This is a genomic window from Streptomyces sp. BK022, from assembly GCF_004217355.1.
GTDB lineage: Bacteria > Actinomycetota > Actinomycetes > Streptomycetales > Streptomycetaceae > Streptomyces > Streptomyces griseoluteus.
Genome location: NZ_SHKU01000001.1, coordinates 738,881 through 764,978 on the forward strand (window position 1 = coordinate 738,881; position 26,098 = coordinate 764,978).

The window sequence follows — 26,098 nt, forward strand, 5'->3', positions numbered from 1 at the left end:
TCAACACGGAAGTCTCCTGGAGCGGGTCGTCAGCCGGTGTACTTGGCGAGGATGCCGGTGAACTGCCAGGCGCTCTGGGCCACGCCCGAGCACGTGTCGTCGTTCGGGTAGCCGCCGGAGCAGGGGCGGTCGCGGTTGGCCGACCAGAAGGTGAGGCGCGCGAGGTGGTGCTGTTGCGCGTAGGCGAGGATGGTCTGGAAGTCGGCGGGGGTGACGGTCTCGTTGTCGTCGGTGATCCCGTTCATGGACGAGATGCCCATGCCCCGGTAGGCCTGGTCGTCGCTGTAGCCGTAGGCGCTCTTGAGCGCGTTCTTCAGCCCTTCTGCCGCCCTCGTGGTCAGCGTCCCCATGTTCTGTCCCGCGCCGCCGAAGTCGAACGGCATGATGGTCCAGCCGTCCACCTGGAGACCGGAGTTGGCGGCTCGGTTGATCAGGCTGGTGTCGGGCCCGGACTGCCCCGTGCCGATGGTGACGTACACCTTGATGCCGGGATTGTTGGCCTTGACCGTCTTGAGCGCGTCCACGGTGCGCTGCTGCACGGTGGCGTTGCTGTACGCGTCGGCCTCGATGTCGATGTCGATGGCCTTGAGCCGGTAGGCGTCGATGACCTTCTGGTAGGCGCCGGCCAGCGCGGAGGCGCTGCTGCAGGAGCTTTCCAGCTTGTTGCCGCTGTAGCCGCCGAACGAGGGGATGACGTCGCCGCCCGCGCCCCGCACGGTGTTGATCGTCTGCTGGTCGACGCCACCGGTCAGCGGACGGCCGCCGTCCCACTGCGGGTTGCAGGTGCCGTTGCTGAGCACGAAGGCGAGGGTGAACCACTTGACGCCGGTGGCGTTCATGACGGTGGTCGGGCTGGGCGGGCTGCCCCAGCCGTTGTAGAGGTACGGGGCGACGGCCATCGGCGCCGTGGCGGGGGGCGTGCCGCCGTCGGCGGGCGCGGTCCACTTCTGGTTGGCGGCGCCGGTGCAGCTCCAGATCTGGACGGGCGTGCCGTTCGCCGAGGTGTTGCCGGTGACGTCGGCGCACTTGCCGGACTGCTGGCCGACGAGATCGCGTGCGGTGGAGACGGTCCACTTCTGGTTGGCGCCGCCGGTGCAGTCCCACAACTGGAGCCTGGTGCCGTTGGCGGTCGAACTGCCGGTCACGTCAAGGCACTTGCCGAGCGCCCGGACCGTGCCGTCGGTTCCGACCGTCCACTGCTGGGCGGTGGTGCCGTTGCAGTCGTAGAGCTGGACGGCCGTGCCGTTGGCGGAGTCGGCTCCCGCCACGTCGAGGCACTTGCCGCCGAGCCCGGTGATGGTGCCGGTGGCCGCGGCGGCGGGAGTCACGGTCAGCGCGCCGGCCGACGCCGTGAGCAGCGCGGCGGCGAGCACGCCGCGCAGGGCGGATCTGGGCATGGGAGACATGGGGGTACACAGCCTTTCAGGGAGGCCGTCGTGGGGGTGGGGTGGTGCTGTTCAGGTACCTGAACCGTGTGTGCATTCATGAAGCTGTGGCGAACGGGAAACTAAAGGTCCAGACCTGAGTCGTCAAGAGTTGACGCCGAAAAAGGCGGCAGCGTGAACTGAGGTCCGGTCAGCGGGCGCTCATGCCGCGAGGCGCGTGACGGGATGTCCGCCACGCGCCTCGCGTCGATCTCGGTGCCGTACCCGGCTTCGGCCGTCCTTGCGGCTCAGTCCCGTTCGCGCACCCGGGCCGGATGGTTGTCGACGGCCGCGACCGCGCCTTCCAGGGCGAAGCGGGCCATCGCGTCCAGTTCGAGCCGGGTGGGCGCCGGGTGCGCACCGCCGTCCGGAGTGACCGGAAGAGTGGCCCACTGCTGCACGACACCGGTCAGCTCGCTGATCATCAGTCCGGTGAGCGTCGCGCACAAGGTGGCGGCCACCCGTGGGATCTCCTCGGCCGGCAGGCCCGCCGCGGCCAGCACCTCGGTGAGGTCCAGCCAGAAGGAGTCCCCGGGCTGTATGTACTCGGCGCGTCCGAGGCAGTACGTCATGAGCTTCGGGTGCTCGAGCGCCAACTCGCGCAAAGCGATGAGCATATGGCGCAGACGGTCCTGCCAGGGCAGGTCCTCCGGGTCCCGCATGCTGAACCGCGAGCCCACGCGCGCCGCCGCACCCTGCAGCACGGCCTCCTTGTTCGGTACGTGGTGGTACAGCGACATCGGGTTGGCGTTCAGCGCCGTCGCCAGCTTGCGCATGGTGAGCGCCTCGACCCCGTCGGCCTCGATCAACCGCAGCGCCACGTCGTAGATGCCGTCCTCGGTGAGCGGCACCTCCCTCTTCCGCGTTCCCCGCGGGGGTTTCCTGCCGGATTCCATACGGTGTATGTTACCGCCCGCGCCGCCCGTCCGGGCTACCCGTCCGAGCCGTCCCGGCTTCGTCCCGGGGGAGCGACTTGCGCGTTTCCATACGTCGTATGGTAAAACGGAGACATGCTTCCGTACGACGTATGGAAAGCGAGCCGACACGAACCGAGGGAGAGACCCGTGCGAATCCACAGGAACCGCGTCACCACCGCCGTCGCCAAGAAGCACATGGGCGTCGCCTTCGCGTCGCTGCTGCTGGCCGGGGGAGCCGTACTGGGCGCCGGCGGCGTCGCGTCCGCCGCGCCGCAGGCCGGGCACCATCAGGGCGTCGGTGCGGACTCCGGCGACCACGGCCGGGGCCACGGTCCCGACCGGGGCTTCGACCGTTCCGACGGTCACCGTCCGCCCACCGTCCACGCCCCGCGCTCGCGTGACGGCCGTGACCCCTGCGCGCTGCTGCCCGGCCCCGGTGACCCCGACTTCTACCGCTGGGACCACGGTGTGAGCCTTCTCTGCGACAGCGGGCGCGGCGTACACCAATTCCCGGAGCGGGACGGGGCGAGCCGCCAGATCGTCGTGGTCCGGCCCGGCGCCGTTCGCTGACCGAGGCGTCCGAGCCGCCCGCCGGCCGGCCCCGCTGTCGCGGAGCTGGTCAGGCCCGACCCGAGGAGCACCACCGATGAGACCGTCGAAGGTCGCGATCACCGGGCTGCCCGTACAGCTCCTCCTCTCACCCGGGGCGGTGCTCATGCCCCTGCGCATGGACCTCGCCTACGATCCGGGCGATCCCTATGCCGTCCGTGTCCTCTTCACCTATCCGGACACCCGGCGGACCGTGGAGTGGATCATGGGCCGGGACCTGCTCGCCGCAGGCATGGCGGAACCCGCCGGCGAGGGGGACGTGCGGATCTGGCCCGCTCGTACGGCAGCCCGCGACGCCGTCCACATCCGGCTGAGCGGGCTGACCGGCACGGCTCTGTTCGAGGCCCCGGCCGAGGAGATCGCGGCGTTTCTGCGGGCCACGGAGGCGGTGGTCCCCAGCGGCACCGAGTCCCGGCACCTGGACATGGGAGCCCTGCTGACCCACCTCCTCGCCGAGGGATGAGCAAGGCAGGGCCCCCGAGGCACCTCCGTTCGGACCACTCCGCTGCCGCGGTCGAGGTCGCGCGGGAGAGTCGGGGCGAGTGCGCCCGGCCGGCCCGGCCTCGGCCCCGCCGAGCGCCGCGGGGCCGCATGGCCGAGGCTTTCGCCCACGACGAGGTGCCTGTCGCATCACTCCAGCCGTCCCGGACGGTCGGCCGCAGCGCCCCCGCGGGACCGGCGTGACCATTCCCCCTCGCCCCGAGCCGGGCGGCGGACGGCATCGGACGCGGTCCGATCGGTGAGCGGCCGAGGTGTGCCTTGCCGCGCCGGCCCGTTCTTGGTTCCCCGGCACTGTGTCCGCCTCAGGTCCGGCCATGGTCACCCACGCGGTGGCGCCGGTCGTCCAGAGCACTGAGCCGACCCGCGTGCGCGACCGCTGACTTCCTGCCGCGCCGTCTCCCGGCGGCGAATGCGGACAGGTGCCGTCGACGGCGGACCGGCCACCCACCCGGCCACTCCGCCGTCGCGCGGAGAGGCCGGCGAGCCGGGAACCGGGCGGGCCAGTCGGAGGAAACCGGGCCCCGATCCCGTGTGGACCGCTGCCGAGCGGATATGCGTATGCCGCCGGTCCTTCGTGCGGAGCAACCGGCAGGCAGCTCCGGCGGAATCGCCGTCGGGCCTCCCTCGGCATCATCTACAGCAAAGGAAGCACACCGTGGGCATCATCGCCTGGGTTCTCATCGGCCTCATCGCGGGCGCCATCGCCAAGGCGCTCATGCCCGGCAAGGACCCGGGCGGCTGCCTGGTCACGATGCTCATCGGCATCGTAGGCGGTCTGCTCGGCGGCTGGCTCGGCAAGGTGATCTTCGGTGTGCACTCCATCAACGGCTTCTTCCATCTCTCGACATGGATCGCCGCGGTCGTCGGCTCGGTGATCGTGCTCCTGCTGTACCGCCTCCTGACCGGGCGGCGTACGCGCTGAGCGCGGGTGGCGAGCCGCGTCCGCGCCCCTCGACGTGACCCCTCGGCGGGGTGGGGCTTTGCTGTGTCCGGTGCTGCCGGACATGGCGCGCGGTCATGCCGGGGCAGTCGCGCAGGGGAGTGGTGCTGGGCACTCGGGCCGTCGTCGTGGGTCTCGGCGCCACCGGCCGGGCCGCTGTCCCCTCCTCGGGAGACACGGCCCGGCTCTTCCGGCTTCTGGCACCGGGGGAGGTGCGCCCGGTCACTTGGGGGTGACCGCGGCTCAGGAAGCCCGTGGTGACGTCAGTCCGCTGTGCGGCCTCGGTCACCAGAGGCTGTGCCGCTGTCTGCGGAGGTCCCGCGCGTGCGGTCGTAGTCCGCGGTGCGTCTCAGTCGAGGGCGTCGAGCCCCGGCGCGAAGGTGATGAGGAGCGGCAGGGACGGAGTCAGTGCCGCCGCCACGGCGATGAGCGCGCGCTTGCGGCGCCCCAGTCTCGGCGGGGGAGCGAGGAGGCGGTCCACCCGGTCGCCCAGCGCGCGACGGCTGGAGGCGCAGGAGAAGACTCCGCGGTGCTGGTTGAGTTCGATGAGGGCGAGGGCGGTGGTGACATGGCCGCAGTGCCGCGCGGCGGTGTCGTCGGCGGCCAGCTCGACCAGGCGGTGGGTCTGCTCGCAGAAGTGGGTGAACAGGGGCACACGGGGGAACGCCTCGGCGAGGGCCGCGGACAGGTGCAGCAGCCAGTCGTGGCGGGCGCGCGCGTGACCCCGCTCGTGGGTGAGGACGGCGTCGAGCTGGCGGTCGGTCAGCCGGTGCATCGCACCGGTGGTGACGACGAGTTGCGGGGGGCTGCCGGGCAGCCACCAGGCGTCGGGGTACTCGTCCTCCAGGACCAGCAGGGGCCCGCTCGTCGCGGCGGGAAGGCCGACGGGCAGTTCGGGTGCCCTCGCCCGCAGCCGGTCGCGGGTCGCGGCCCGGGTCTGGCGGACCGCCCGGACCCGCCCGGCGAGCACGGCCGCCGTCCATGCCGCACCCGACGCCAGGAGCAGGGTGAGCCCGGTGGCCCAGGCGGGGGCGGTGGAGAAACCGTAGGCCGCGAGAACTCCGGGCGGTGCCGAGTCGAACAGGGCGTCGCGCACGGTGCGGAAGACCGCGGCCAGGCCGAGGACCAGCGCGGTCAGACAGCTCAGCAGGGCGGTGGCGACCAGACACTGCCACACCCACAGCCCGAGCACGGGTTCCCGTTCCGGCCAGGTCGCCCGGTTCAGCGCACGGGCGGCCGGGATGCCGGCCGCCAGGCCGACGGCGGTGAGCAGGAGCAGGCAGCCGATCACGCCGGAACTCCGGCGGCGGTCCGGTGGGGTGTACGGGGGACGGGGGTCCGCCCTGGCGTGTGGTGCACGTATCTCCCGTTCCATGTTCCTTGAGCGCGGCTCGGCGGTGACTGTGTCCGGCCGCGATGCCCGGGCGGAGGCTGCCGCGATGTCCCTCCGTGCTCGACGCGAGCCGGTGACGTCGACGCGTACGGGCGCCTTCTCCGGACATGGCGGCACGCACGGCAGGGACGTTCCTGTACGTCCGTGGAGGCTCAGACCGTCGGAACCTCGGGGATGGCGAGGTGCCCCTTGGCCAGAGCCACGGTCGCGGCCACGAGCGCCCTCAGGCCCGTCTGCTCCGCGGTCTCGTCCGCCAGGAACAGGGCCTGCAGGGTGAGACCGTCGAAACCGGAGAGGAAGAACCGGGCGACCGTGTCCGCGGGCGTGCTCAGCTCCTGCCCGGTCCTCGCGGCCGTCTCGCTGATCAGTCGCCCGGTGACCTCCACGACCCGCTGGTAATGCCCTTGCCGAGCCTCGTGCAGACCGGGCACGCGCAGGGCGAACATGGCCAGTTCGTTCAGCAGTTGATGGTGCGAGGAGGGCTCGCGCATGGTGCCCCACAACTGGGCCGCCAGGGCGCTGAACGTCTCCTCGAACCCCGCGTTCTCCGGCGCCGCCCGCTGCACCTGCTCGATGAGGTCGTCGGTGATCTGGTCCATGACCGCGCGGTACAGGTCCTCCTTGGTGCCGAAGGTGTAGTGGACCGTGGCTTGCGCGACCCCGAGCTCCGCGGCGATGGCGCGCGTGCTGCCGGCGGCGACCCCTTCCCTGGTCATCAGGTCGATGGCCGCTTTGATCAACTGTGGGCGGCGCTCAGCCGCGGTTACGTGAGCCATACGTTTCACTATAGCGACTCAGTCGATCGACTAAGTCTGAATCGTCCCGTAGATTCCCGTGAGCTCCGGCACCGGACCGGCCATGCGCGGCGCCGCCGGTCACCTCAGGCGGAGGGGAATGTGTCGTCGAGCGCCGGAGGGACGGTGATCGTGAGATCGACTCCCGGTACGGCCAGGGCCCCCTCGCCGGACCGGCCGCTCTCCTCAGGGAGGGGCTGCTCGGCCCAGATGACCTTCCCCTCGCGGGAGTGCCTCGTGCCCCAGCGGTCGGCCATCTGGGCGACCAGCAGCAGACCGCGTCCCCCCTCGTCGAAGGTGCGCGCGCGGCGCAGGTGCGGTGCCGTGCTGCTGGCGTCGAAGACCTCGCAGGTGAGGGAGGACTGAAGGATCATCCGTAGCTGGATGGGGCTCCGTCCGTACCGGACGGCGTTCGTCACCAGCTCGCTGACGATCAGTTCGGTGGCGAAGGACAGGTCCTCGAGCCCCCACTCCGTCAGCCTGCCGGCCGCGAAGCGACGGGCCCGGGACACGGCGGCCGGGTCGGACGGGACGTCGAGCACCGCGATGTGCCGGGCGTCGAGCGCGCGCGTCCTGGCCACCAGCAGGGTGGTGTCGTCGGCGGGCTGGTCCGGCAGCAGTGCGTCCAGCAGCCGGTCGCAGACCGCCTCGAGCGATTCCGGTGCCGCGGCCAGCTGTTCGCGGAGCACCGCGCGCGAGGCCTCCACGCCGGAGGCACCGCTCCCGGTGAGCCCGTCGGTGTGGAAGACGAGCAGGCTGCCCTCCGGAATGTCGAACTGGGCGGTCTCGAAGGGAAGTCCGCCCACCCCCAGGGGCGGTCCCAGCGGTACGTCGAGGAAGTCGACGGACCTGGTCACCGAGCCGGCGGCGTCCTGCTCCGACGGCGTCACCACGGCCGGAGGCACGTGCCCGGCGCTCGCCAGGGAACACGTCCTGGTAGACGCGTCGTAGACGGCGTACAGGCAGGTGGCGCTCAGGTCGCCCTCGTCCCGGCCCTCCTCGCGGCGGAGGCGGATGACCACGTCGTCCAGGTGGGTGAGCAGCTCATCGGGCATCAGGTCGATGTCGGCGAAGGCCCGCACCGCCATCCGCAGACGGCCCATGGCCGCGGCCGCCTCCAGGCCCCCGCCGGCCACGTCGCCCACGACCAGTGCCATCCGTGCCCCGGACAGCTGGATGACGTCGTACCAGTCGCCGCCCAGCCCCGCGCGGCCCCCGCTCGGCAGATAGCGGCCGGCCGTCTCCACCACCGCGTTCCGCACGGGCCGCTGTGGCAGCAGGCTGCGCTGGAGCGTGAGGGCGGTGAGGCGCTCGTGGGTGTAGCGGCGGGCGTTGTCGATGGACACCGCGGCCCGCGCCGCGATCTCCTGGGCCAGCGACAGATCGTCATGGTCAAACGGGGTCGTGGAGCCGCCGCGGAAGAACTGCACGAGGCCGAGGACGGCCCCTCGAGCCTGGAGGGGAAGCAGCAGAACCGAGTCCCCGGCCGCCGGCTCCCACGGGGCGGACCCGCGTGCTTCGACGCCGAGGCGGAGCACCGGCTGCCCGCTCGTCAGGGCCCGCTCCTGTGCGGAGCCCTCGGGGTAGTGGTGGGCCGGCCTGCCGGCGGGGCAGCCCTGGACCGTGCCGGGGGTCCCCAGTGCCACCCGGCGCAGCGACGAGTCGTCGGTGGAGCGGTGGGGCGAGGGTATGTCGCTCACCGCGCTGTCGAGGAGATCGACCACCACGAGATCGGCGAAGCCCTCCGTGGCGACCTCCACGAGTTCCTCAGCCGTACGCGTGATGTCCAGGGTCGTGCCGATGCGGCGCCCCGCCCCGTCGGTCAGGGCCAGTCGCCGGCGCAGGCGGCGCTCGCGTTCCTCCGTGTAGGCCGTGACGACCAGTTCGGAGCTGATGTCGACGTAGGCGAAGCCCGAGTCCGTCATCCGCGTCGCGATGGTGCTGATCAGTTCCGGGTCGTCGGTGAGACGGGCGGCTTCGGCCTGCATCTGCCGCAGCAGGATCATGTGGCCGATCCGGTACGCGCGCAGGAGTCCGCTGAGCGGCAGGCCGCGGCGAGCGCACTCACGGGAGAGCCACAGGGCCAGTTCCGGCGGCGCGACCTCGGCCAGGGTCACCTGATCGTCGAGCAGGTCGAGGAAGGTCGTCAGGTGGCCGGTGATCTCCTGGAGCGCCAGCACCGCCAGATCCTCGTGCTCCCAGAGACCGGGCAACTCGTCGCGCAGCCGACGGAGAAGGGCGTCCGCCCGCTCGCCCACCTGGGGGCGGAGCCCCTGAACCAGGCGATGCAGCAGCTTGTCGACCTCAGCGCTCATATGTCGAACCTATCGAAAGATCACGCCGTCTGTCCTTCGGGGGCGGGCGAGGCGGGCGCAGGTCCCGACGGCCGAGCGTGAAGCCCTTTCCGGGACCGGAAAGGGCTTCACGCACGCGGCGTGCGTGTCAGGGAGTGAGCACCAGGCGGATCGGGTCGCCGACCTTGTTCTCCAGGCGGGCGACCGCTTCCGCGGCCTCGGCCAGCGGCACGTGGGCGGTGATGGACGGAGCCAGGTCGATGCGGCCGGACGAAGCGAGCCCGACGAGCTGCTCCACGTGCTCGGGCTCGGAGCCGTAGTGCCCCCGGACCTGATTGACGTTGAAGCAGAAGCCGATGCTGTCGGCGACCGCGACCGGCTCCGGGGTGAGGCCGGCGAGCACGAGCGAGCCGAACGGAGCGAGCACCGACGCGGCCTGGGCACGCGCCGCGCCCACCCCGGCGAAGTCGAACGCGACATCCAGACCGCGCCCCGCCGTCGCCTCCCGGACCGCCTCCGCGAAGTCCGCCGCGAGCGGGTCGAGTGCCAGGTCCGCGCCGAAGGTGAGGGCGCGCTCGCGGGCGGAGCGCAGCGGGTCGATCGCGATGACCGGGGCCGCGCCGACCATCCGGGCGAGCCGTACCGCGTGCGCGCCCAGACCGCCCGCGCCCCAGATGCCGACCGCCTGCGCCGGACGGACGGCGCCGGTCCCCACGATCGCGGCGTACGGGGTGGAGACCGCGTCAGGGATGATCGCCGCCTGGTCGAAGGGCAGGTCGTCCGGTATCGGGAGCAGGGTGGCCTCGCGGGCGATCGTGTACTGGGCCCAGCCGCCGTCGTAGTCCAGACCGCGGGTCAGCGGTCGCTGGCACATCATCCGGCGCAGACAGCCGGGGCAGTCACCGCAGGCCTCGCCCGCCTGCAGTACGACGCGCTGCCCGGGGGTCCAGTCACCCTTCGTGTCCGGGCCGAGCGTGTGCACGACCCCGGCGACCTCGTGGCCGAGCGTCACGGCGCCCGCCTCGGTGACGGCGTCGACCGGGAAGAAGGGGCTCAGACTGCCGTCGATCAGGTGGACGTCGGACAGGCAGACCCCGGCGGCGCGGACCTCGATCAGGACCTCGCCCGGACCGGGGACCGGGATCGGCACCTCCTCGACGGCGAAGGTTCGGGTGTCCAGGCGGAGTCGTCCGGCGAGCATGCTGCTCATGGTGGGGCCCTCGATTCTGTCTCGGGAATAGCGCGCAGATCATGGCGTCGAGTGACTTGGTCGGTCGCTCAAGTCATTCAACCGTGTCGTGCGACGAGGTCCACTGTCAAGCGGGCTCGGCCCGACGTTCCAGGCGCTTCTTTAGTTCCCCCTGACGACTGTGTCGAGCAATACGGTCGCTCGACATGAGCAGGTGACAATGTCGTCTGTATGGTGGTGGGCAAGCGACCGCTGATGAGCAACGAAAGGCACGTTCATGACCCAGATGACCGTCGGCGGGACCCAGGCCATTCCTGAGCGTCCCTCGCTCCCCCTGATCGGCCACGCCCTGTCCCTCCCCGGCGGGGCCGACTTCCTGACCCACGTGCTCAAGGAGGTGAAGGAACTGGGGCCGGTGTACCGGCAGCGCATCTTCAGCCGCGAGTTCGTCGTCGTGGGCGGCCTGGACCTGGTCGAGGAACTGGCCGACGAGAGCCGCTTCCGCAAGAACGTGCACCAGGACCTGGTCGAGGTCCGGCAGATCGCCAAGGACGGCCTGTTCACCGCCTTCAACCACGAGCCGAACTGGCGCAAGGCGCACGACATCCTGATGCCCGCGTTCTCGCTGGGCGCGATGCGCAGTTACCACGGCACGATGCTCACGGTCGCCCGTTCCCTGATCGGCAAGTGGGACCGGCTCGCCGAGGTGCAGGCGGTCGACGTGCCCGACGACATGACCCGCCTGACCTTCGACACCATCGGCCTGTGCGGCTTCGGCTTCGACTTCGAGTCCTTCCGCCGCAGCGACCTGCACCCCTTCGTCGAGGCGATGGGCCGGGCCCTGCACTTCTCCCAGGAGAAGGCCGAGTCCATCCCGGGCACGGAGATCTTCCGGCGCAAGCAGACCGAGCAGTTCCGCCAGGACGCCGAGCTGATGGCGAACCTGGTCGACGACGTCATCCGGCGCCGCCGGGAATCCGGGGACACCAGCACCGACGACCTCCTCGGCATGATGCTGCACACCAAGGACCCGGTGACGGGCCAGCCCCTGGACGACGTGAACATCCGTCACCAGGTGATCACGTTCCTCATCGCCGGCCACGAGACCACCAGCGGCGCGCTCTCCTTCGCGCTCTACTACCTCACCAAGCACCCCGAGGTCCTCAAGCGGGCCCAGGCCGAGGTGGACGCCCTGTGGGGCGACACGGAGAACCCCGACCCCGACTACGGGGACATCGGCAAGCTTTCCTACATCCGCCAGGTGCTCAACGAGAGCCTCCGGCTGTGGCCGACCGCGCCGGCCTTCGCGGTGGAGCCCATCGAGGACACGGTCATCGGCGGCAGGTACGCCGTCCGCAAGGGCGAGACGCTGATGGTGATCACTCCCGCCCTGCACCGCGACCCGGCCTGGGGCGAGAACGTCGAGCTGTTCGACCCCGACCGCTTCTCGCCCGAGCGCGAGGAAGCACGCTCGGTCCACCTCTTCAAGCCGTTCGGCAACGGTGAGCGCGCCTGCATCGGACGGCAGTTCGCCCTGCACGAGGCCACGCTGCTCCTCGGCCTGCTGGTGCACCGCTACCGGCTGCTCGACCACGCCGACTACCAGCTCAACATCAAGGCGTCGCTCACCATCAAGCCCGACGCGTTCAGCCTCAAGCTGGCCCGCCGCACGAGCGACGAGCGGATCAGGCCCGCGACCGCGGCCGCCGTCCTGGGCGCCCAGGACGCGACGACCACGGTCCGGCGCGCCACCGGCACCGCCCTCACCCTGCTGCACGGCTCCAACCTCGGCACCTGCGCCGGCATCGCCGGCGACCTCGGGGCCGAGGGCGCGGACCAGGGCTTCGCCCCGGCCGTGGCCTCCCTGAACGACCACACCGGCCGGCTGCTCGACGCCGAGGGCCCCGTGGTGATCGTCGCGGCCTCGTACAACGGCAGGCCCACCGACGACGCGGCCGAGTTCGTCGCCTGGCTGGAGGATCTGCAGCCAGGCGAGCTGGACGGCCTGGAGTACGCCGTCCTCGGTGTCGGCGACCGCAACTGGGCCGCCACGTACCAGCGGGTGCCCACCCTCATCGACGAGCGCCTGGCGGCGGCCGGCGCCACGCGAATCCTGGACCGTGCGGCCGCCGACGCCTCCGGTGACTTCGGGGGCACCGTGGACCGGTGGACGGCCGACCTGTGGACCGCGCTGCTCGACCGGTACGGCACGGCGGTCGAGGGAGCTTCCGCCCCGGCCGCGGAGACGGAGGACGAGGACGAGGGCCTGTACGAACTGGAGGACGCCACCGAGTCGGTCATCGGCGGACTCGCCGCCCGCCACGGGGTCCAGCCGATGGAGGTCCTCGAGGCGTACGAGCTGGTCGACACCGACCACGAGCTGGGCCGCTCCAAGCGCTTCCTGCGGCTGCGACTGCCCGAGGGCGTCACCTACCGCACCGCCGACCACCTCGCCCTGCTGCCGAGCAACCCGGAGGGGCTGGTGCGGCGGGTGGCGGAGCGCTTCGCCCTCGACCTCGACCGCACGATCCGGCTGCGCACCCGTCGCCGGAGCCGGAACGCCCTGCCGGTCGACAGGCCGCTGACGCTGCGTCGCCTGCTGACCGACTTCGTGGAGCTCCAGGACGCCGCGGGCCGGGAGCAGATCGCCGTGCTCGCCGAGCACACCCCCTGCCCGCCGGAGAAGCAGCCGCTGGTCCGGCTCGCCGAGGCCGACGACGAGACGTTCCGTGAGCAGGTGACCGTGCCCGGGACCAGTGTCCTGGACCTGCTGGAGCGGTACCGCGCCTGCGAGCTGCCCTTCGAGGGCTTCCTCGAACTGCTGCCGGTCCTGCGCCCCCGCCACTACTCCATCTCCTCGTCGGCGGCGGCCAGTCCGGGCGAGGCGGACCTCATGGTCTCGCTGCTCGCGGCCCCCCATCGGGGCGGCGAGGGCACCTTCCGCGGTATCGCCTCGCACTACGTGCAGACGGTCGAGGCCGGTGACACCGTGCAGGCGCGGGTGCTGCCGTGCAGCGAGTCCTTCCGCCTCCCGGAGGACCCCTCCGTACCCGTGATCCTCGTCAGCGCGGGTACCGGCCTCGCGCCCTTCCGCGGAGCCGTCCTGGACCGGTACCACGCCGGCTCGACCGGCATCCTGCTGTGCTACTTCGGCTGCGACCACCCCGACGTGGACTACCTCCACCAGGACGAGTTCGAGGCGGCCGAGGCGGCGGGCGCCGTCAGCATGCGTCCCACCTTCATGCACGCGCCCGTCGAGGGTGCCCGCTTCGTCCAGGACCGGATAGCCCGCGAGAGCGACGAGGTGTGGGCCGCCCTGGAAGCGGGCGGCCGGGTCTACATCTGCGGTGACGGCCGCCGTATGGCCCCCGCCGTGCGCGAGGCGTTCATGGCCGTCCACCGCGAGCACACCGGCTCCGGCGACGAGGAGGCCGCCGCTTGGCTGGCCGGCATGGTGGAGTCCGGCCGCTACGTCGAGGACGTCTGGGCCGGCTGACCGCAAGCCACCCCACCGCCAGAGGGGCGCGCCCGCCGGGTGCGCCCCTCTGGCCTGGTCGCAAGCAGTCGATTCCCAATCGAGTTCTAGTGCGGACGTCGGCGAACCCTCGCCGTCAACTTCTTGGAGGCATCGTTTGAGCACGGGTGAGAACCGGCCCGACGACGGGTGGGCACGGCGGGGCGCCGCTTTCGGGATCGGGTACCTCCGCGTGGTCACCGCCGTGAACGTGCTCGGCGCGGTATGGGTGTCCTTCGGGGAGGACATCCGGCGGCACAACACCGCGGAACTGTTCACGCCCTACCTGGTCACGCCCGGCTTCGCCTCCGCCGCCTTCGCGTTCTTCCTGGCGGTGACCCTGCGCAGGCGCAAGCGGGCCTCCTGGATTCTCAATATGGCGCTGTCCGGGCTTCTCGGGGCGGTGTTCGCCGCGGTCCTGGCCTTCGCCCCCGAGTTCCGGACGCATCCGCAGAACTGGTTCTCCCTGGCGATGACCGTGCTGTTCGCGGGCGCCCTGCTGGCAGGGCGGCACGAGTTCTACGCCAAGGGGGACCGGTCGAACCCCCGGCGCGCCCTGCTGACCGCGGCCGGCGGCGTGCTGGTCACCTCGCTCCTGGCCGCCCTCCTGGTCACCGTCGCGGACGAGGCGCCGACGCGCTCCTCGACCTTCGCCGAGCGCTGGAGCTACGGCCTGATGCGCGCGGTCTCCATGGACCCGGCGCAGGGTGACTTCCCCGGTATCTCCTCCCCGGCCTGGGCCGACGCGCTGATCAACATCGCCAGTGCGGCGGTGTTTGCGGCGGTGCTGTGGGCCGCGTTCCGCTCGGTGCGCGCCACCGACCCGATCACCCCCGCCGACGAGGACCGCCTGCGCGCGCTGCTCGTGCGGCACGGGCAGGCGGACTCACTCGGCTATTTCGCGCTGCGCCGGGACAAGAGCGTGGTCTTCTCGCCCAGTGGAAAGGCCGCGGTGACCTACCGGGTGGTCGGCGGGGTGTCACTGGCCTCGGGCGATCCGCTGGGCGACCCCGAGGCGTGGCCGGGCGCGATCGACCGCTGGCTCGCCGAGGCCCGCGCACACGGCTGGACACCCGCGGTCATGGGGGCCGGCGAGCGCGGCGGCACCGTGTACGCGAGGCATGGTCTGGACGCGCTGGAACTGGGAGACGAGGCGATCGTCGACATCGCGGACTTCACTCTGGAGGGCCGTGCCATGCGCGGCGTCCGGCAGGCCTACCACCGGGCCCGGCGGGCCGGCTACACCGTGCGCATCCGGCGTCACGCCGAGATCCCCGCCGAGGAGATGGCCGAACTGGTGCGACTCGCCGACGACTGGCGCGACGGCGACACCGAACGGGGCTTCTCCATGGCCCTCGGACGGCTCGGCGACCCCGCCGACGGCGACTGCCTGATGCTCGAGTGCGCCGACGCCGACGGCCGGCCGCGGGCGCTGCTGAGCTTCGTGCCGTGGGGCGGGAAGGGGCTGTCGCTGGACCTGATGCGCCGGGACCGGGAGTCCGACAACGGGCTGATCGAGTTCATGGTGCTGGACCTGATCCAGCGCGCCGACGAGGCCCGGATCACGCAACTGTCGCTCAACTTCGCCATGTTCCGCTCCGTCTTCGAGCGTGGCGCACGGCTCGGGGCGGGCCCTGTCCTGCGGCTGTGGCGCTCCCTGCTCGCCTTCTTCTCCCGGTGGTGGCAGATCGAGTCGCTCTACCGCGCCAACGCGAAGTACCGCCCGGCCTGGGAACCCCGCTACATGCTGTTCGAGAAGAGCACCGACGTACTGCGCATCGGGCTGGCCGCCGCCCGCGCCGAGGGATTCCTGGAAGCGCCGGGGCTGCCGAAGTGGCTGCACCGCAAGCAGTTGGAGCGCGTTCGCTGACGCCGTGGCGGCCCCATCCGCCGGACACTCGGAAAACCCCGGGAGCCGGAACCGCCCGCGGGCGGTTCCGGCTCCGTCATTGGCGCCCGTCCGACACGTGGTCGGGTTCACGGGCGGACGCGGCCTTCGCGTCAGCGAGCGGCCCTGTACGAGTCGGCACCGTGGCCGACCGCCCGGTCACGGTCACGCCGGTCGCCGTCACGGTGGTCCCCGCGCCAGTCGCCGTGCCGCTCCCCACGGCAGTCGTCGTCCCGGTTCCAGCGGTGGTCGTGGTCCCGGTTCCACCGGTGGTCGTGGTCCCGGCTCCAGCGCTGGCCGTGCTTGCCGTCCCGGTGGTGGTGGTCGCGGTCCGTGTGATGACGGCCGTCACGGTCCCAGAGGTGGTTGTGGACGCCGTGCCGGCCGTGGTCCTCGGCCTCGACGCTGACGGCCACGCCCTTGACGTGCCCGGAAGCCGGAGTCGCGGCTGACGCCGTCCCGCCGGCCCCCAGGAGGGCTCCACCGGCCATCGTCAGAGAGGCGAGGGCGACGCTCATACGCTTCGCGAGGTTCTTCACAGTTTTCTCCTTCGGTCGGAGTGGTCCACCAGTGCAACGGCTGTTGAGATCACTGGTGCGATGCACGGGGGAGCCGCGCTGGGCTGCTCCCGAGTTCCATACGCCGTATGGAAACCACTGTCAGTGAACCATACTTTGTATGGAAAATTGCGTCCTGGCTCCGAAGGAGGGTGAGACCTGCGTCTCTCAGAGACCGAGGTGGTCACCCAGGTCGGCGTAGTCGACCTGCCACAGGCCGGGAGAGCCCGTCGGGTACTGGGAGCGGAACCCGAGCAGGCGCTGGACGCGCGGCGAGAGCGTCCTGGCGACCTCCATGTCGACCAGGAACGGGTACGCCTCCTCGCCGGTGAGGAAGCCCGGGTTGAGGGCGAAGGCCACAGCCCGCCGGTACTCGTCGTCGGTCCGGTTCGCGCCACCGCCGTGCGCGGTCTTGCCGCTGAACAGCAGGGCGTCTCCGGCGTTCATGATCGCGGGGACGGTCTGCTCGGGAGTCCCGCGGTCCTCGAAGTCGCTCCAGTGGTTGCTCCCCGGGATGACTCGCGTGGCGCCGTTCTCCTCCGTGAAGTCGGTCAGAGCGATCAGGAAGTTGAGGGTGACTTCCGGGCCGTCGGGCCCCATCCCGATGAACGGGAACCAGTTCTCCAGGTCCCGGTGCAGCATCTGGGCCTGGCTGTGGGGGCCGATCTCGATCACCTGCGCGGTGGTCATCCAGTACGTCCCCGACTCCGGGAGGAAGATCTGGTCGCAGACCTCGTGGACCAGGGGGTGCTCCAGGATCTCGGCGCGGAACGTCGTACTGTGCGTGACCAGGTTCGTGAGCCGTTTGGTGTTGCTGCCGTGGAACGCGGCCACCATCTCGTCCTCGTGGGTCGAGCCCGGGCGGAGGGCCCGCAACGGCGGCTCGATCTCGGTGTTGAAGCGGTTCATCTGTTCCGTCGTCAGGAACCCCTTGAGGACGACGCCTCCGTCCCGGGTCAGGAGCCCGAGAATCTCCTCGGTGGGCGTGTCGGTCGACACCGACGACAATGTCCGGGTCTGCTTCTGCGCTGTCATGGAATCTCTCTCCCTGGAAGTGAACTCCGTTTGCCCCATGGCTTCTTCACACAGCCCGGTGACGGTCCCGGTCTGCTGGGGTCCGAGCGGCGCGCGGGGCGCGGCGCCGGCGGTCAGCGGCGAGTGGTCACCGTCAGACCGGCGTACTGGCCGGCCCGCTCCAGCAGCCGGGGGACACCCGTTTCGAGCGACGGTCCGAAGCTCGTGTCGTGGGGCCGCTCGCCCCGTTGCCAGCGGGTGTAGATGGCCTCGGAGAAGATCGCTGCCTTCCACAGGGCGAGGGTCTGGTACCAGGGCAGCGCGGTGAGATCGAGGCCCGTCCGGGACCGGTAGCGCTCTGCCAGCTGGCGCCGGGTGAGGTAGCCGGGCGACCGGGTCACCCGGGTGAGCTCGAGCGGGGTGGCGGGGCTGCCGGCCTCGGAATAGGTGGCGGTCAGGTACCCCAGGTCCGCGAGTGGGTCGCCGAGCGTGGCCATCTCCCAGTCGAGGACCCCGAGGACCCTTGCCGGTGCCTCGGGCGCGAACATGAGATTGCCCATGCGGTAGTCGCCGTGCACGACCGAAGCAGTCCGGCTCGCCGGCAGGTTGCGGCCGAGCCAGTCCCCGACGCGCTCCACCGCGGGCAGGCTGCGGGTGGTGTTGACCTCCCACAGCCCGCGGAACCTCTCGACCTGGCGCCGGAGGTATCCCTCGGGGGAGCCCAGGGAGGCGAGTTCCCCTTCGGCCACATCGATGCTGTGCAGCGCGACGAGGACGTCGACGACCGCCTCGCTGGTGGCCTTGCGCTGTCCGGCGGGGGAGAGGTGCGGCGGGATGGTGTTGGTGATGACCGTGCCGTCGAGACGGGACATGACGTAGAACGGCACACCGAGGAGCGACTCGTCCTCGCACACGGCGAGGATCTCCGGCACCGGTACCCCGTGCCGGCCGAGGATTCTCTGGATGCGGGCCTCACGCACCATGTCGTGTGTCGATTTCGGCAGCGGTGGACGCGGCCCGCGACGCAGGACGACGGACCTGTCACCGCGCTCGATCAGGTAGGTGACGTTGGAGTGGCCGTCGCCGATGCGCTGCCAGGCGATCGGGCCGCTGCCGATGCCGTGCTGATCGAGGAAGCCGGTGACCGGGTCGAGGATCAGGAGCGGAGGGCTGTCGAGACGACGGGCGCTCTCCCAATTCGCGACCACTTCCACGCCGTCGGGGACAGTGAGCATCACGCGCCTCCGTCCCGGCCCACGACAGCGTCGCCCCGGTACGGTTCACCGGCCCGGACCGCGGCGCTGCGTCCTGCCGAGGCGCGGCGGGCGATGGCCCATCTGTGGGTCTCGTTGGAGCCGTCGTAGATGCGGAACGGGCGGACCTCGTTCAGGTACTGCGCCAGCGGGAGTCCGTCGGAGACCCCGTCGCCGCCACAGATCTGGATGGCACGGTCGATCACCCGGAAGATCGCCTCCGAGCAGTGCACCTTCGCGACCGAGGACATCGCCGAGCCGGCCTTCGGGTCACTGTGCAGCAGTGCCGCGGTCTTGGTGATGACCGCGTCGGACGTCTCCATGTCGATCACGGACTCGGCGATCAGGTGCTGCGCCAGCCCGAGTGAGTCGATGGGACCGCCGAACAACTCCCTCTTCCCGGCCCGGTCGAGTGCGATGTCGTGCGCCCGCCGCGCCAGCCCCAGCCACCGCATGCAGTGCGTGAGACGCGCGGGGCCGAGCCGGACCTGCGCGTAGCGGAACCCGAGTCCGACCTCGCCGAGTACCGCGTCGTCGGGGACGAAGCAGTTCTCGATGTACAGGTGCGGGTGACCGCCGTCGATGGCGCGATCGACGGTGTGGATCGCCTCGCCGCCCCGGAGCCCGGGGTTCGTCATGTCGACGAGGAACATGGTGGCCCCTTCCGGGGAGCCGCCGACGGCCGGCGTCCGCGCCATGACGATGCAGAAGGCGGCACCCTCGGCACCACTGGTGAAGCGCTTGTGGCCGTCGATGATCCAGCCGCCCTCGCCGCGCACCGCCGTGGTCCGGAGCGCGGCCGGGTCGGATCCCGCTCCGGGGTGGGGCTCGGTCATGCCGAAGCACGACCGGACATCCCCCGCCGCCAGGGGCGCGAGATAGCGCTTCTTCTGCTCCTCGGTCGCGATCTGGTGGAGCATGTGCATGTTCCCCTCGTCGGGCGCCATGCAGTTGAGCGCGACCGGGCCGACCGGCGAGTAGCCGGCCTCCTGGAGAATCGGTGACCAGTGCTCGATGGACAGGCCCTGCCCGCCGAACTCCGTCGGCACCAGGGGCGCGAAGACACCCGCCTCCTTCGCCGCGGCCTGCAGCCGGTCACGGGTGGCCCGGTCGAGGCGTCCGCCCGGTGCGGGCTCCGCGTCGATGACGACCTCGCGGACGAACCGGCGGGTGCGCTCACGCAGGTCCGCGACTCCGGGCGGAAGATGAGGGAAAGTCATGGTCGTCCTTCGTCGGTGGGCAGGATCGTCACGCGGTGCCGCCGGCGACCGTGAGGCCGCCGTCGACGGTGAGGACATGGCCGGTGACCCAGGAGGAGTCCTCCGAGCCCAGGTACGCCACCGCCGAGGCGACGTCGGACGGCACGCCCAGCCGCCGCAGGGGGTAGTCGGCGGCCACCTCGGCCTCCCTGCCCTCGTAGAGGGCTTCGGCGAACCGGGTCTTCACCACGGCGGGAGCCACCGCGTTGACACGTATCTCCGGGCCGAGTTCCACGGCCAGGGTCCTGGTCAGGTGGGAGACCGCCGCCTTGCTCACTCCGTAGAAGCCGATGCCGGGTGCCGGGGTCTCGCCGGTGACGGAGGAGAGGTTCACGACCGTGCCGCGGCGCTCGGTGAAACCGAGCTTCGGGTGGGCCACCGCGTCCTGCACCCAGGCGAGGGTGGCGAGGACGTTGACCTCCAGTACCTTGCGCGCGGCGTCGAGGTCGAGGCCGACGACAGGACCGTACGCGGGATTGACGCCCGCGTTGTTCACCAGGACGTCCAGGCCGCCGAACTCGCGGGCGACCGTGTCGAAGACCTCGCGGCGGTGCTCCGGATCGTCCGCCTTGCCGGCGACGGTGATGACGCTGCCCCGGGGGAAAGAAGCCGCGGCCTCCTCGAGCGGGCCGGTGTGGCGTGCGGTGAGGCACACGCGCGCTCCTTCGGCGACGAGCCGCCGCGTCACGGCGAGGCCGATGCCTCGGCTCGCTCCGGTCACGACGGCGACACGGCCTGAGAAACGGCCCTGGTCGGTGTGGTTGTCGCTCATGGATCAGTCCTTCGAGGGGGAGAACGGACCTGGCCCTTCAAGGCCGCGGAGTTCGGCGCGGCGGATCTTGCCGGTCTGGGTCTTGGGCAGGTCGGCGATGAAGTGGATCCGGCGGGGACACTTGTAGGCGGCCAGCCGTTCGCGGGAGAAGGCGATCAGCTCTTCCTCGGTCGCGCCCCGACCGGACTTGAGGGAGACGTAGGCGACCACCGTCTCCCCGCGGTACTCGTCGGGCCGCCCGACGACGGCGGCCTCCAGCACCGAGGGGTGCTCGTAGAGCGCGTCCTCGACCTCGCGCGGCCAGACCTTGTAGCCGGACACGTTGATCTGGTCCTTGAGCCGGTCCACGAGGTAGACCCAGCCCTGTGCGTCGATGACGGCCACGTCACCGGTGCGCAGCCGGCCCTCCGGCATCGTCACCTCGGTGACCTCGGGTTTTCCCCAGTATCCGGGTACCACCTGCGGCCCGCTCAGCTCCAGCTCGCCCTGCTCCCCGTGCGGCACCGGCCGGCCCCCGGGGTCCACCACCCGCGCCGTGAGCCCCGGCAGCGGCATCCCGATGGACAGCGTGCCGCTCGGCAGGTGTACCGGCGCCCTGGCTCCGGCGGGGACGGCGATGACGGCGGAGGTCGTCTCGGTCATCCCGTAGCCGTTGTGGATGTAGGCGCCGAACCGCTCCTGGAACCGCTCGACGGTCGCGGGCGGGATCGGGGCGCCTCCGGAGTAGAGGTGCTTCACCGAGGCGAAGTGCTCCGGCCCGGCCTGCGGCAGCTCGTAGATCGCGTTGTAGGCGGTGATGGAGCCGATCGTGTAGGTCACCCCGTGCTCGGCGAACGCCTCCAGGGCGATCTCGGGGTGGAACCGGCCCGCGAGGACGAGGGTGGTGTCGGTGAGCAGGGAGATCGCCGCGTTGACCACCGCGCCGGTGATGTGGAAGAGCGGGGCCATGGCGAACACGACGTCCCCCTCGCCCACTCCGGTCCAGGGCGCGGCCGTCGCCACCACGCTGAGGACGTTGCCGTGGGTGTTCATGGCGCCCTTCGGCGGGCCGGTCGTGCCGGAGGTGTACGTCAGGAACGCGACGTCGTCGTGAGCTGGTTCCACGGGCGAGGCGCCGCGTCCCTCGAACTCACCGATCAAGGCCACCAGGTCGCCGTCCGGCGCGGGGGCGTGGCGCTCTGTCGTCGCGAAGGCCCGCGGGTCGTTCCTCGACTGGAAGTCCAGCGCCGAGGTGCTGACCAGCCACCGCACCGTGCTGCCCGCCAGCGTGCCCAGCGTCTCGTGGACGTCCGCGTCCGCGCACACGACGCCGACCGCCCCGGAGTCGTCGACGATCCGGCGCAACTCCTGCCGCCGGTACATGGGGTTGAGCCCCAGCGCGGTGGCCCCCAGCTTCCACAGGGCCAGCAGCACCAGTACGTAACCCGGCACGTTCTGGAGGTACACGCCGACGCGGTCGCCCCGCCTGGTGCCGCGCGCTTCGAACGCGGCGGCCAGGGCGTCCGTCGCGGAGTCCAACTCCCTTGCGGACAAGGCCCCGTCGAAGTAGCGCAGCGCCACGCCCTCCGGATTCCTCGCCACCCGGTCCTGCCAAGCGGCCACCAGCGAGGCGGGGGCCGAGGCCGCTGCCGTACCGGACCCGGCGGGACACGTGCCCCGCCGCCGGCCCTCATCCACTGTCATCTGCCGTCCTTCCCACCCGTGTCCATGCGCTTGTCGGGCCGGTCACGTGAGTTCGCGCTTGAGGATCTTCCCGGTGGACGTCATCGGCAGGGTCGGCACGATCTCCACGATGCGCGGGTACTTGTGGCCGGCCATCTGCTCCCTGCCCCAGGCGACCAGTTCGTCGGGACGGGCCTCCGCGCCGCGGTCGAGGATGACGAACGCCTTGATCTCCTCGCCGTGGCTCTCGTGCGGCACGCCGACGACCGCGGCCAGGCTGATCGCCGGGTGGGTCATCAGGACCTCCTCGGTCTCGCGGGGGTACACGTTGAAGCCGCCGCGGATGATGAGGTCCTTGGCCCGGTCGACGATGTAGTAGAGGCCGTCCTTGTCCCTGCGGGCCAGGTCGCCGGTGCGGAACCAGCCGTCCCGGACCGCTTCGGCAGTGGCCTCGGGGCGGCCGTGGTAACCCCTCATCACGTTGTGGCCCTTGACCGCGATCTCCCCGATGGCGCTGCCCGTGCCGTCGTCCTCGACCTCCGACCAGTCCGGCCTGACGAGCTTGAGCTCCACCCCCCAGATCGGCACGCCGATGGAACCGGGCCGAGGCTCCCGCGCCGGGTCGCTGAAGGTCACCACGGGCGAGGTCTCGGAGAGGCCGTAGCCCTCCCGGACCTGGACGCCCAGCCGCTCCCCGACCTCCTTGATGATCTCTGCCGGGAGGGCCGCACCGCCGGAGACGCCGACGCGCAGGTTCCTCGCGATCCTTTCGACGTCGACATCGTCGGTGAGCGCCCGCAACAGGCCCCACCACATGGTGGGGACGCCCGCGAAGAAGGTGATGTCCTCCTGCTGCATCAAGGCCACCGCCTGCCGGCCGTCGAACCGTGGCAGCAGCACCAGGGTGCTCGCCGTCGAGAAGCCGGCGTTCATCTGCACGGTCGCGCCGAAGGAGTGGAACAGCGGCAGCACGACCAGATGAGTGTCCGAGGCAGGCTGGTTCTCCCACAGCCGGTTGCACGCGAGGGCGTTGATGACCAGGTTGGAGTGGCTGAGTTCGGCACCCTTCGCCTGTCCCGTCGTACCACTGGTGTAGAGGAGCACAGCCAGGTCGTCCCCCGAGGTCCCCACGCTGTCGAAGGTCGTCGCCGTGCCCCGCAGCGCGGCGGCCATGGTCTGGACGCCCTCGATCGGGGCTTTCGCCGCCGGATCGGCGGTGATGAGGAAGAAGTGCTCGCAGCCCGCGGTCGCGTCGAACCCGGCATGTCCCTCCGCGCCCATGGGCAGGCCCGCGTCACCCTCGAAGCAGAAGTACGCCTTCGCCTCCGAGTCGGCGAGGTGGTAGGCGATCTCCCGGCTCTTGAGCAGGATGTTGAGGGGTACGACGACCGCACCGGCCTTGAGGATCCCGTAGTACACGATCGGGAAGCTCGGCAGGTTCGGGCAACTGAGCGCGACCTTGTCACCGGGCCGGACACCCAGGTCGGCCAGGAGGTTGGCGACCTGGTTGGCGGCGGCGTCGACGTGCGCGTAGGTGAGGCGCGTCGTGCCGAGCACGACCGCGTCCCGGTCCGGGTGCGTGCGCGCGGAGTCCTCGAGCAGGACCGAGAGGTTCAGCATGGTGTCTTCCGGGAGGGTGGGCCGGGCCAGGCCGTGGGGAATGCGACACACGGCGTGGCCCGGAGCGGGTGGGGATTACAGGTGGCTCGGCGCGGACGTCACGACTGCCGGAGGGTTCGGTCCAGGGCCTCGGCCGTCGCCTCGATGTCGGAGGAGGTGTGCGCCGTGCTGATGAAGACCTTGCCGGACGGCATGAAGAGGAAGCGCTGACGCAGCATCCCTTCGAGGATCGTGGTCCAGAGTCCGCCGGTTCCGTGGAGCCCGGTGGCGCCGCCGGCGGGGACGTACTGCAGGAGCGAACCGACCCTGTTGAAGCGGCCGGAGCCGGGAGAGGAGCGGAGGACGCCGCCGACGTGGGCTTCGAACGCGGTCGAGTTCTGTTCGAGCAGCTCGTAGACCGCAGGGTCCGCCAGGACGCGCATCGTCGCCTCGACGGCGGCCAGTGCGATCGGGTTCGCGTTGAAGGTTCCGGCATGCACGACGCCGGCCGCCACCTGATCGACCAGCTCCGCCCGGCCCACGACGGCACTCTGGGTGAACCCGCCTGCCATCGCCTTGCCGAAGACGGACAGGTCGGGCAGCACGCCGTACTTCTCGGCCGCTCCTCCCCGTGCGATCCGGAACCCGGCGATCACCTCGTCGAAGATGAGGACGACGCCGTGCCGGTCGCAGAGAGTTCGCAGCGTCGACAGGAACTGCGGTGCGGGTTCTTCGACTCCGGCGTTGCTCATCACCGGGTCGACGAGCACGGCGGCGATGTCGCGCTCGACGGACTCGCTCAGCAGGCGTTCGGCCAGCCGCACGTCGTTGAAGCGCGCCACGACCAGGTCGTCCAGGACGCTGGCCGACTGCCCTGGTCCGCCGGGCGTCGCAGGACGATCACAGTCGTCCTCGGACATCCCGGCGTACACGGTGTCATGCCAGCCGTGGTAGCTCTTGGCGAACTTGAGCACGCGCCGTCGCCCGGTGGCGGCGCGCGCCAGCCGTAGGGCGACCTGCACCGCTTCGGTCCCCGTGTTGCTCCACAGAAGGCGCTCGCCGTGCGGCACGGCATCGAGTACCGCTTCCGCCGCGAGGTATTCGAGCGGGTGGCCGGTTCCGACGACCTGCATCTTCTTCGCCACCTCGGACACGGCGGACAGCACGCGCCGGTCACCGTGACCGAGGACGAGGGGGCCCCAGGCCATCACGTAGTCGGTGTACCGGTCGCCGTCCAGGTCCCATACGTGCGCGCCCCGCGCCTCCCGCACGAAGAGCGGATGGGGAGGCATGGTGGCGCGCAGACCTGAACCCACACCTCCGCCTATGCTGCGGCGGGCCCGCTCGAAGGCCAAGCGCGATGATTCCAGGGCCATGTGACAGTCCCCGCCTTTCAGTACGTGATCACCGAGCGGATGCCGATACCGCGCTTCATCTGGTCGAACGCCTCGTTGATGTCCTTCAGATCGATCACGCTCGTCACGAGGGAGTCGAGGTCGATGCGGTTGTCCATGTAGTGATCGATCAGCAACGGGAAGTCGGAAGCCGGCTTGCTCGACCCGTAGTTCGAGCCGATGAGGGAAAGTTCCTGATCGGACATGACGAAGGGATCGATGGAGACCCGCATACCGTCCGCGACCTGTCCGGCGACCACCGCCGTGCCGCCCCGGGCCAGTACCTCGTAGGCCGACTCGATGGTGCGCGGCAGCCCGATGGCCTCGATGGCGATCTCCACACCGCGTCCGTCGGTGATCTGGCGCACCCGGTCCGCGAAGTCCTCGCGGCCGTTGTTGATCAGCTCGGTCGCGCCGAAGACGCGTGCCTGCTCGAGCTTCTCGTCGGAGATGTCCGCGGCGATGATCTTCCGGGCGCCGGCGAGCCGGGCTCCCTGGATCGCGTTCAGGCCCACGCCGCCGCAGCCGAGGACCAGCACGGTGTCGCTCGGACGGACCTTGGCGGTGTTGACGGCCGCGCCGACGCCGGTCGTGACGGCACATCCGACCAGAGCCGACTGTGCGAACGGTGCGTCGTCCCGAATGGCGATCGCACCGGATTCCGGCACGACGGCGTACTCGCCGAACGTTCCGAGGCCCGCGAAGCTGTAGACGTCGCCCTCGCCGACGGATGTGATCCGGGACCTGCCGTCGAACGACAGGTGATTCGCCGAGTGCCGGCTGACCATGTCGCAGAGGACCGGCCTGCCACTGACGCAGTAGCGGCAGCGGCGACAGGAAGGCGTCCACGACAACACGACGTGATCGCCCTGCTTCAGCGTCGTGACGCCGTCGCCGACACTCTCGACGACTCCGGACCCTTCGTGGCCGAGAATCATCGGCGCGGGCACGTCCCATTCGCCCAGGAGCACGTGGAGGTCGCTGTGGCACACCCCGCTCGCCTTGAGCCGCACGAGCACGTCGCCAGGCGGGGGTGTCGAGGGAACGGTCACCCTCTCGATCGTCAGTGGTTCGTTGGGCGTCCTGAAAACGGCGGCGTCGAATTCGATGGTCATGTCAGGTGTC

Annotated in this window: 20 protein-coding genes; 5 read left to right on the top strand and 15 right to left on the bottom strand. The window is 70.9% G+C overall.

Annotated features, from left to right (window positions below; genetic code table 11):
• Positions 1-29 precede the first annotated feature (29 nt).
• Positions 30-1,397, bottom strand: coding sequence for a ricin-type beta-trefoil lectin domain protein (locus EV284_RS03345; RefSeq protein WP_130330061.1), 1,368 nt, complete (start codon positions 1,395-1,397; stop codon positions 30-32).
• A 275-nt stretch (positions 1,398-1,672) separates the two neighbouring features.
• On the bottom strand, positions 1,673-2,275 hold the full coding sequence (locus EV284_RS03350) for a TetR family transcriptional regulator (RefSeq protein ID WP_242625538.1): 603 nt from the start codon (positions 2,273-2,275) through the stop codon (positions 1,673-1,675).
• Between the two features lie 213 nt (positions 2,276-2,488).
• On the opposite strand from EV284_RS03350, the gene EV284_RS03355 reads away from it, so the two are divergent.
• The 3 genes from EV284_RS03355 to EV284_RS03365 all read left to right on the top strand — a co-directional run bounded on the left by EV284_RS03355 (position 2,489) and on the right by EV284_RS03365 (position 4,373).
• Positions 2,489-2,911 carry a hypothetical protein gene (locus EV284_RS03355; RefSeq protein WP_130330065.1) on the top strand — a complete coding sequence of 141 codons (423 nt, stop codon included), beginning with the start codon at positions 2,489-2,491 and terminating at the stop codon, positions 2,909-2,911.
• A 76-nt stretch (positions 2,912-2,987) separates the two neighbouring features.
• Positions 2,988-3,413 carry an SsgA family sporulation/cell division regulator gene (locus EV284_RS03360; RefSeq protein ID WP_242625539.1) on the top strand — a complete coding sequence of 142 codons (426 nt, stop codon included), beginning with the start codon at positions 2,988-2,990 and terminating at the stop codon, positions 3,411-3,413.
• 693 nt (positions 3,414-4,106) lie between these two features.
• Entirely contained in the window at positions 4,107-4,373 is a 267-nt protein-coding gene (locus tag EV284_RS03365) for a GlsB/YeaQ/YmgE family stress response membrane protein (protein ID WP_130330067.1), read from the top strand.
• 367 nt (positions 4,374-4,740) lie between these two features.
• On the opposite strand, the gene EV284_RS03370 is transcribed toward EV284_RS03365, so the two are convergent.
• From EV284_RS03370 to EV284_RS03385, 4 genes are all read right to left on the bottom strand, one after another.
• Positions 4,741-5,682: a M56 family metallopeptidase gene (locus EV284_RS03370; protein WP_130330069.1), complete on the bottom strand. Its 942-nt coding sequence runs from the start codon at positions 5,680-5,682 to the stop codon at positions 4,741-4,743.
• Between the two features lie 254 nt (positions 5,683-5,936).
• Positions 5,937-6,560, bottom strand: coding sequence for a TetR/AcrR family transcriptional regulator (locus tag EV284_RS03375; RefSeq protein WP_130330071.1), 624 nt, complete (start codon positions 6,558-6,560; stop codon positions 5,937-5,939).
• Positions 6,561-6,664: 104 nt separating this feature from the next.
• Positions 6,665-8,893 carry a SpoIIE family protein phosphatase gene (locus EV284_RS03380; RefSeq protein WP_130330073.1) on the bottom strand — a complete coding sequence of 743 codons (2,229 nt, stop codon included), beginning with the start codon at positions 8,891-8,893 and terminating at the stop codon, positions 6,665-6,667.
• Between the two features lie 127 nt (positions 8,894-9,020).
• Complete coding sequence (locus EV284_RS03385; RefSeq protein ID WP_130330075.1) at positions 9,021-10,082, bottom strand: zinc-binding dehydrogenase; 1,062 nt, start codon at positions 10,080-10,082, stop codon at positions 9,021-9,023.
• Positions 10,083-10,338: 256 nt separating this feature from the next.
• Between EV284_RS03385 and EV284_RS03390 the strand changes: the two genes are divergently transcribed.
• Both EV284_RS03390 and EV284_RS03395 read left to right on the top strand, forming a co-directional pair.
• Entirely contained in the window at positions 10,339-13,557 is a 3,219-nt protein-coding gene (locus EV284_RS03390) for a cytochrome P450 (RefSeq protein WP_130330077.1), read from the top strand.
• A gap of 136 nt (positions 13,558-13,693) precedes the next feature.
• On the top strand, positions 13,694-15,445 hold the full coding sequence (locus EV284_RS03395; RefSeq protein WP_242625540.1) for a phosphatidylglycerol lysyltransferase domain-containing protein: 1,752 nt from the start codon (positions 13,694-13,696) through the stop codon (positions 15,443-15,445).
• 131 nt (positions 15,446-15,576) lie between these two features.
• Here EV284_RS03395 and EV284_RS03400 read toward each other — a convergent pair whose 3' ends face one another.
• The 9 genes from EV284_RS03400 to EV284_RS03440 all read right to left on the bottom strand — a co-directional run bounded on the left by EV284_RS03400 (position 15,577) and on the right by EV284_RS03440 (position 26,088).
• Complete coding sequence (locus tag EV284_RS03400; protein ID WP_130330079.1) at positions 15,577-16,002, bottom strand: hypothetical protein; 426 nt, start codon at positions 16,000-16,002, stop codon at positions 15,577-15,579.
• A gap of 186 nt (positions 16,003-16,188) precedes the next feature.
• Entirely contained in the window at positions 16,189-17,055 is an 867-nt protein-coding gene (locus tag EV284_RS03405; RefSeq protein ID WP_130330081.1) for a phytanoyl-CoA dioxygenase family protein, read from the bottom strand.
• A gap of 113 nt (positions 17,056-17,168) precedes the next feature.
• A complete protein-coding gene (locus EV284_RS03410; RefSeq protein ID WP_242625541.1) occupies positions 17,169-18,269 on the bottom strand; it encodes a phosphotransferase family protein in 1,101 nt (366 codons plus the stop codon).
• On the bottom strand, positions 18,269-19,507 hold the full coding sequence (locus EV284_RS03415) for an acyl-CoA dehydrogenase family protein (protein WP_130330085.1): 1,239 nt from the start codon (positions 19,505-19,507) through the stop codon (positions 18,269-18,271). The genes EV284_RS03410 and EV284_RS03415 overlap by 1 nt, the downstream gene beginning before the upstream one ends.
• Positions 19,508-19,535: 28 nt before the next feature.
• A complete protein-coding gene (locus EV284_RS03420; RefSeq protein ID WP_130330087.1) occupies positions 19,536-20,318 on the bottom strand; it encodes an SDR family oxidoreductase in 783 nt (260 codons plus the stop codon).
• A 3-nt stretch (positions 20,319-20,321) separates the two neighbouring features.
• Positions 20,322-22,001, bottom strand: coding sequence for an AMP-binding protein (locus EV284_RS03425; RefSeq protein ID WP_130330089.1), 1,680 nt, complete (start codon positions 21,999-22,001; stop codon positions 20,322-20,324).
• Positions 22,002-22,043: 42 nt separating this feature from the next.
• Complete coding sequence (locus EV284_RS03430) at positions 22,044-23,600, bottom strand: long-chain fatty acid--CoA ligase (RefSeq protein WP_130330091.1); 1,557 nt, start codon at positions 23,598-23,600, stop codon at positions 22,044-22,046.
• A gap of 98 nt (positions 23,601-23,698) precedes the next feature.
• The gene (locus tag EV284_RS03435) at positions 23,699-24,895 is read right to left on the bottom strand and encodes an aminotransferase class III-fold pyridoxal phosphate-dependent enzyme (protein ID WP_242625542.1); all 1,197 of its coding nucleotides are present in this window, start codon (positions 24,893-24,895) and stop codon (positions 23,699-23,701) included.
• Positions 24,896-24,972: 77 nt separating this feature from the next.
• The gene (locus EV284_RS03440; protein ID WP_130330095.1) at positions 24,973-26,088 is read right to left on the bottom strand and encodes a Zn-dependent alcohol dehydrogenase; all 1,116 of its coding nucleotides are present in this window, start codon (positions 26,086-26,088) and stop codon (positions 24,973-24,975) included.
• Positions 26,089-26,098 lie beyond the last annotated feature (10 nt).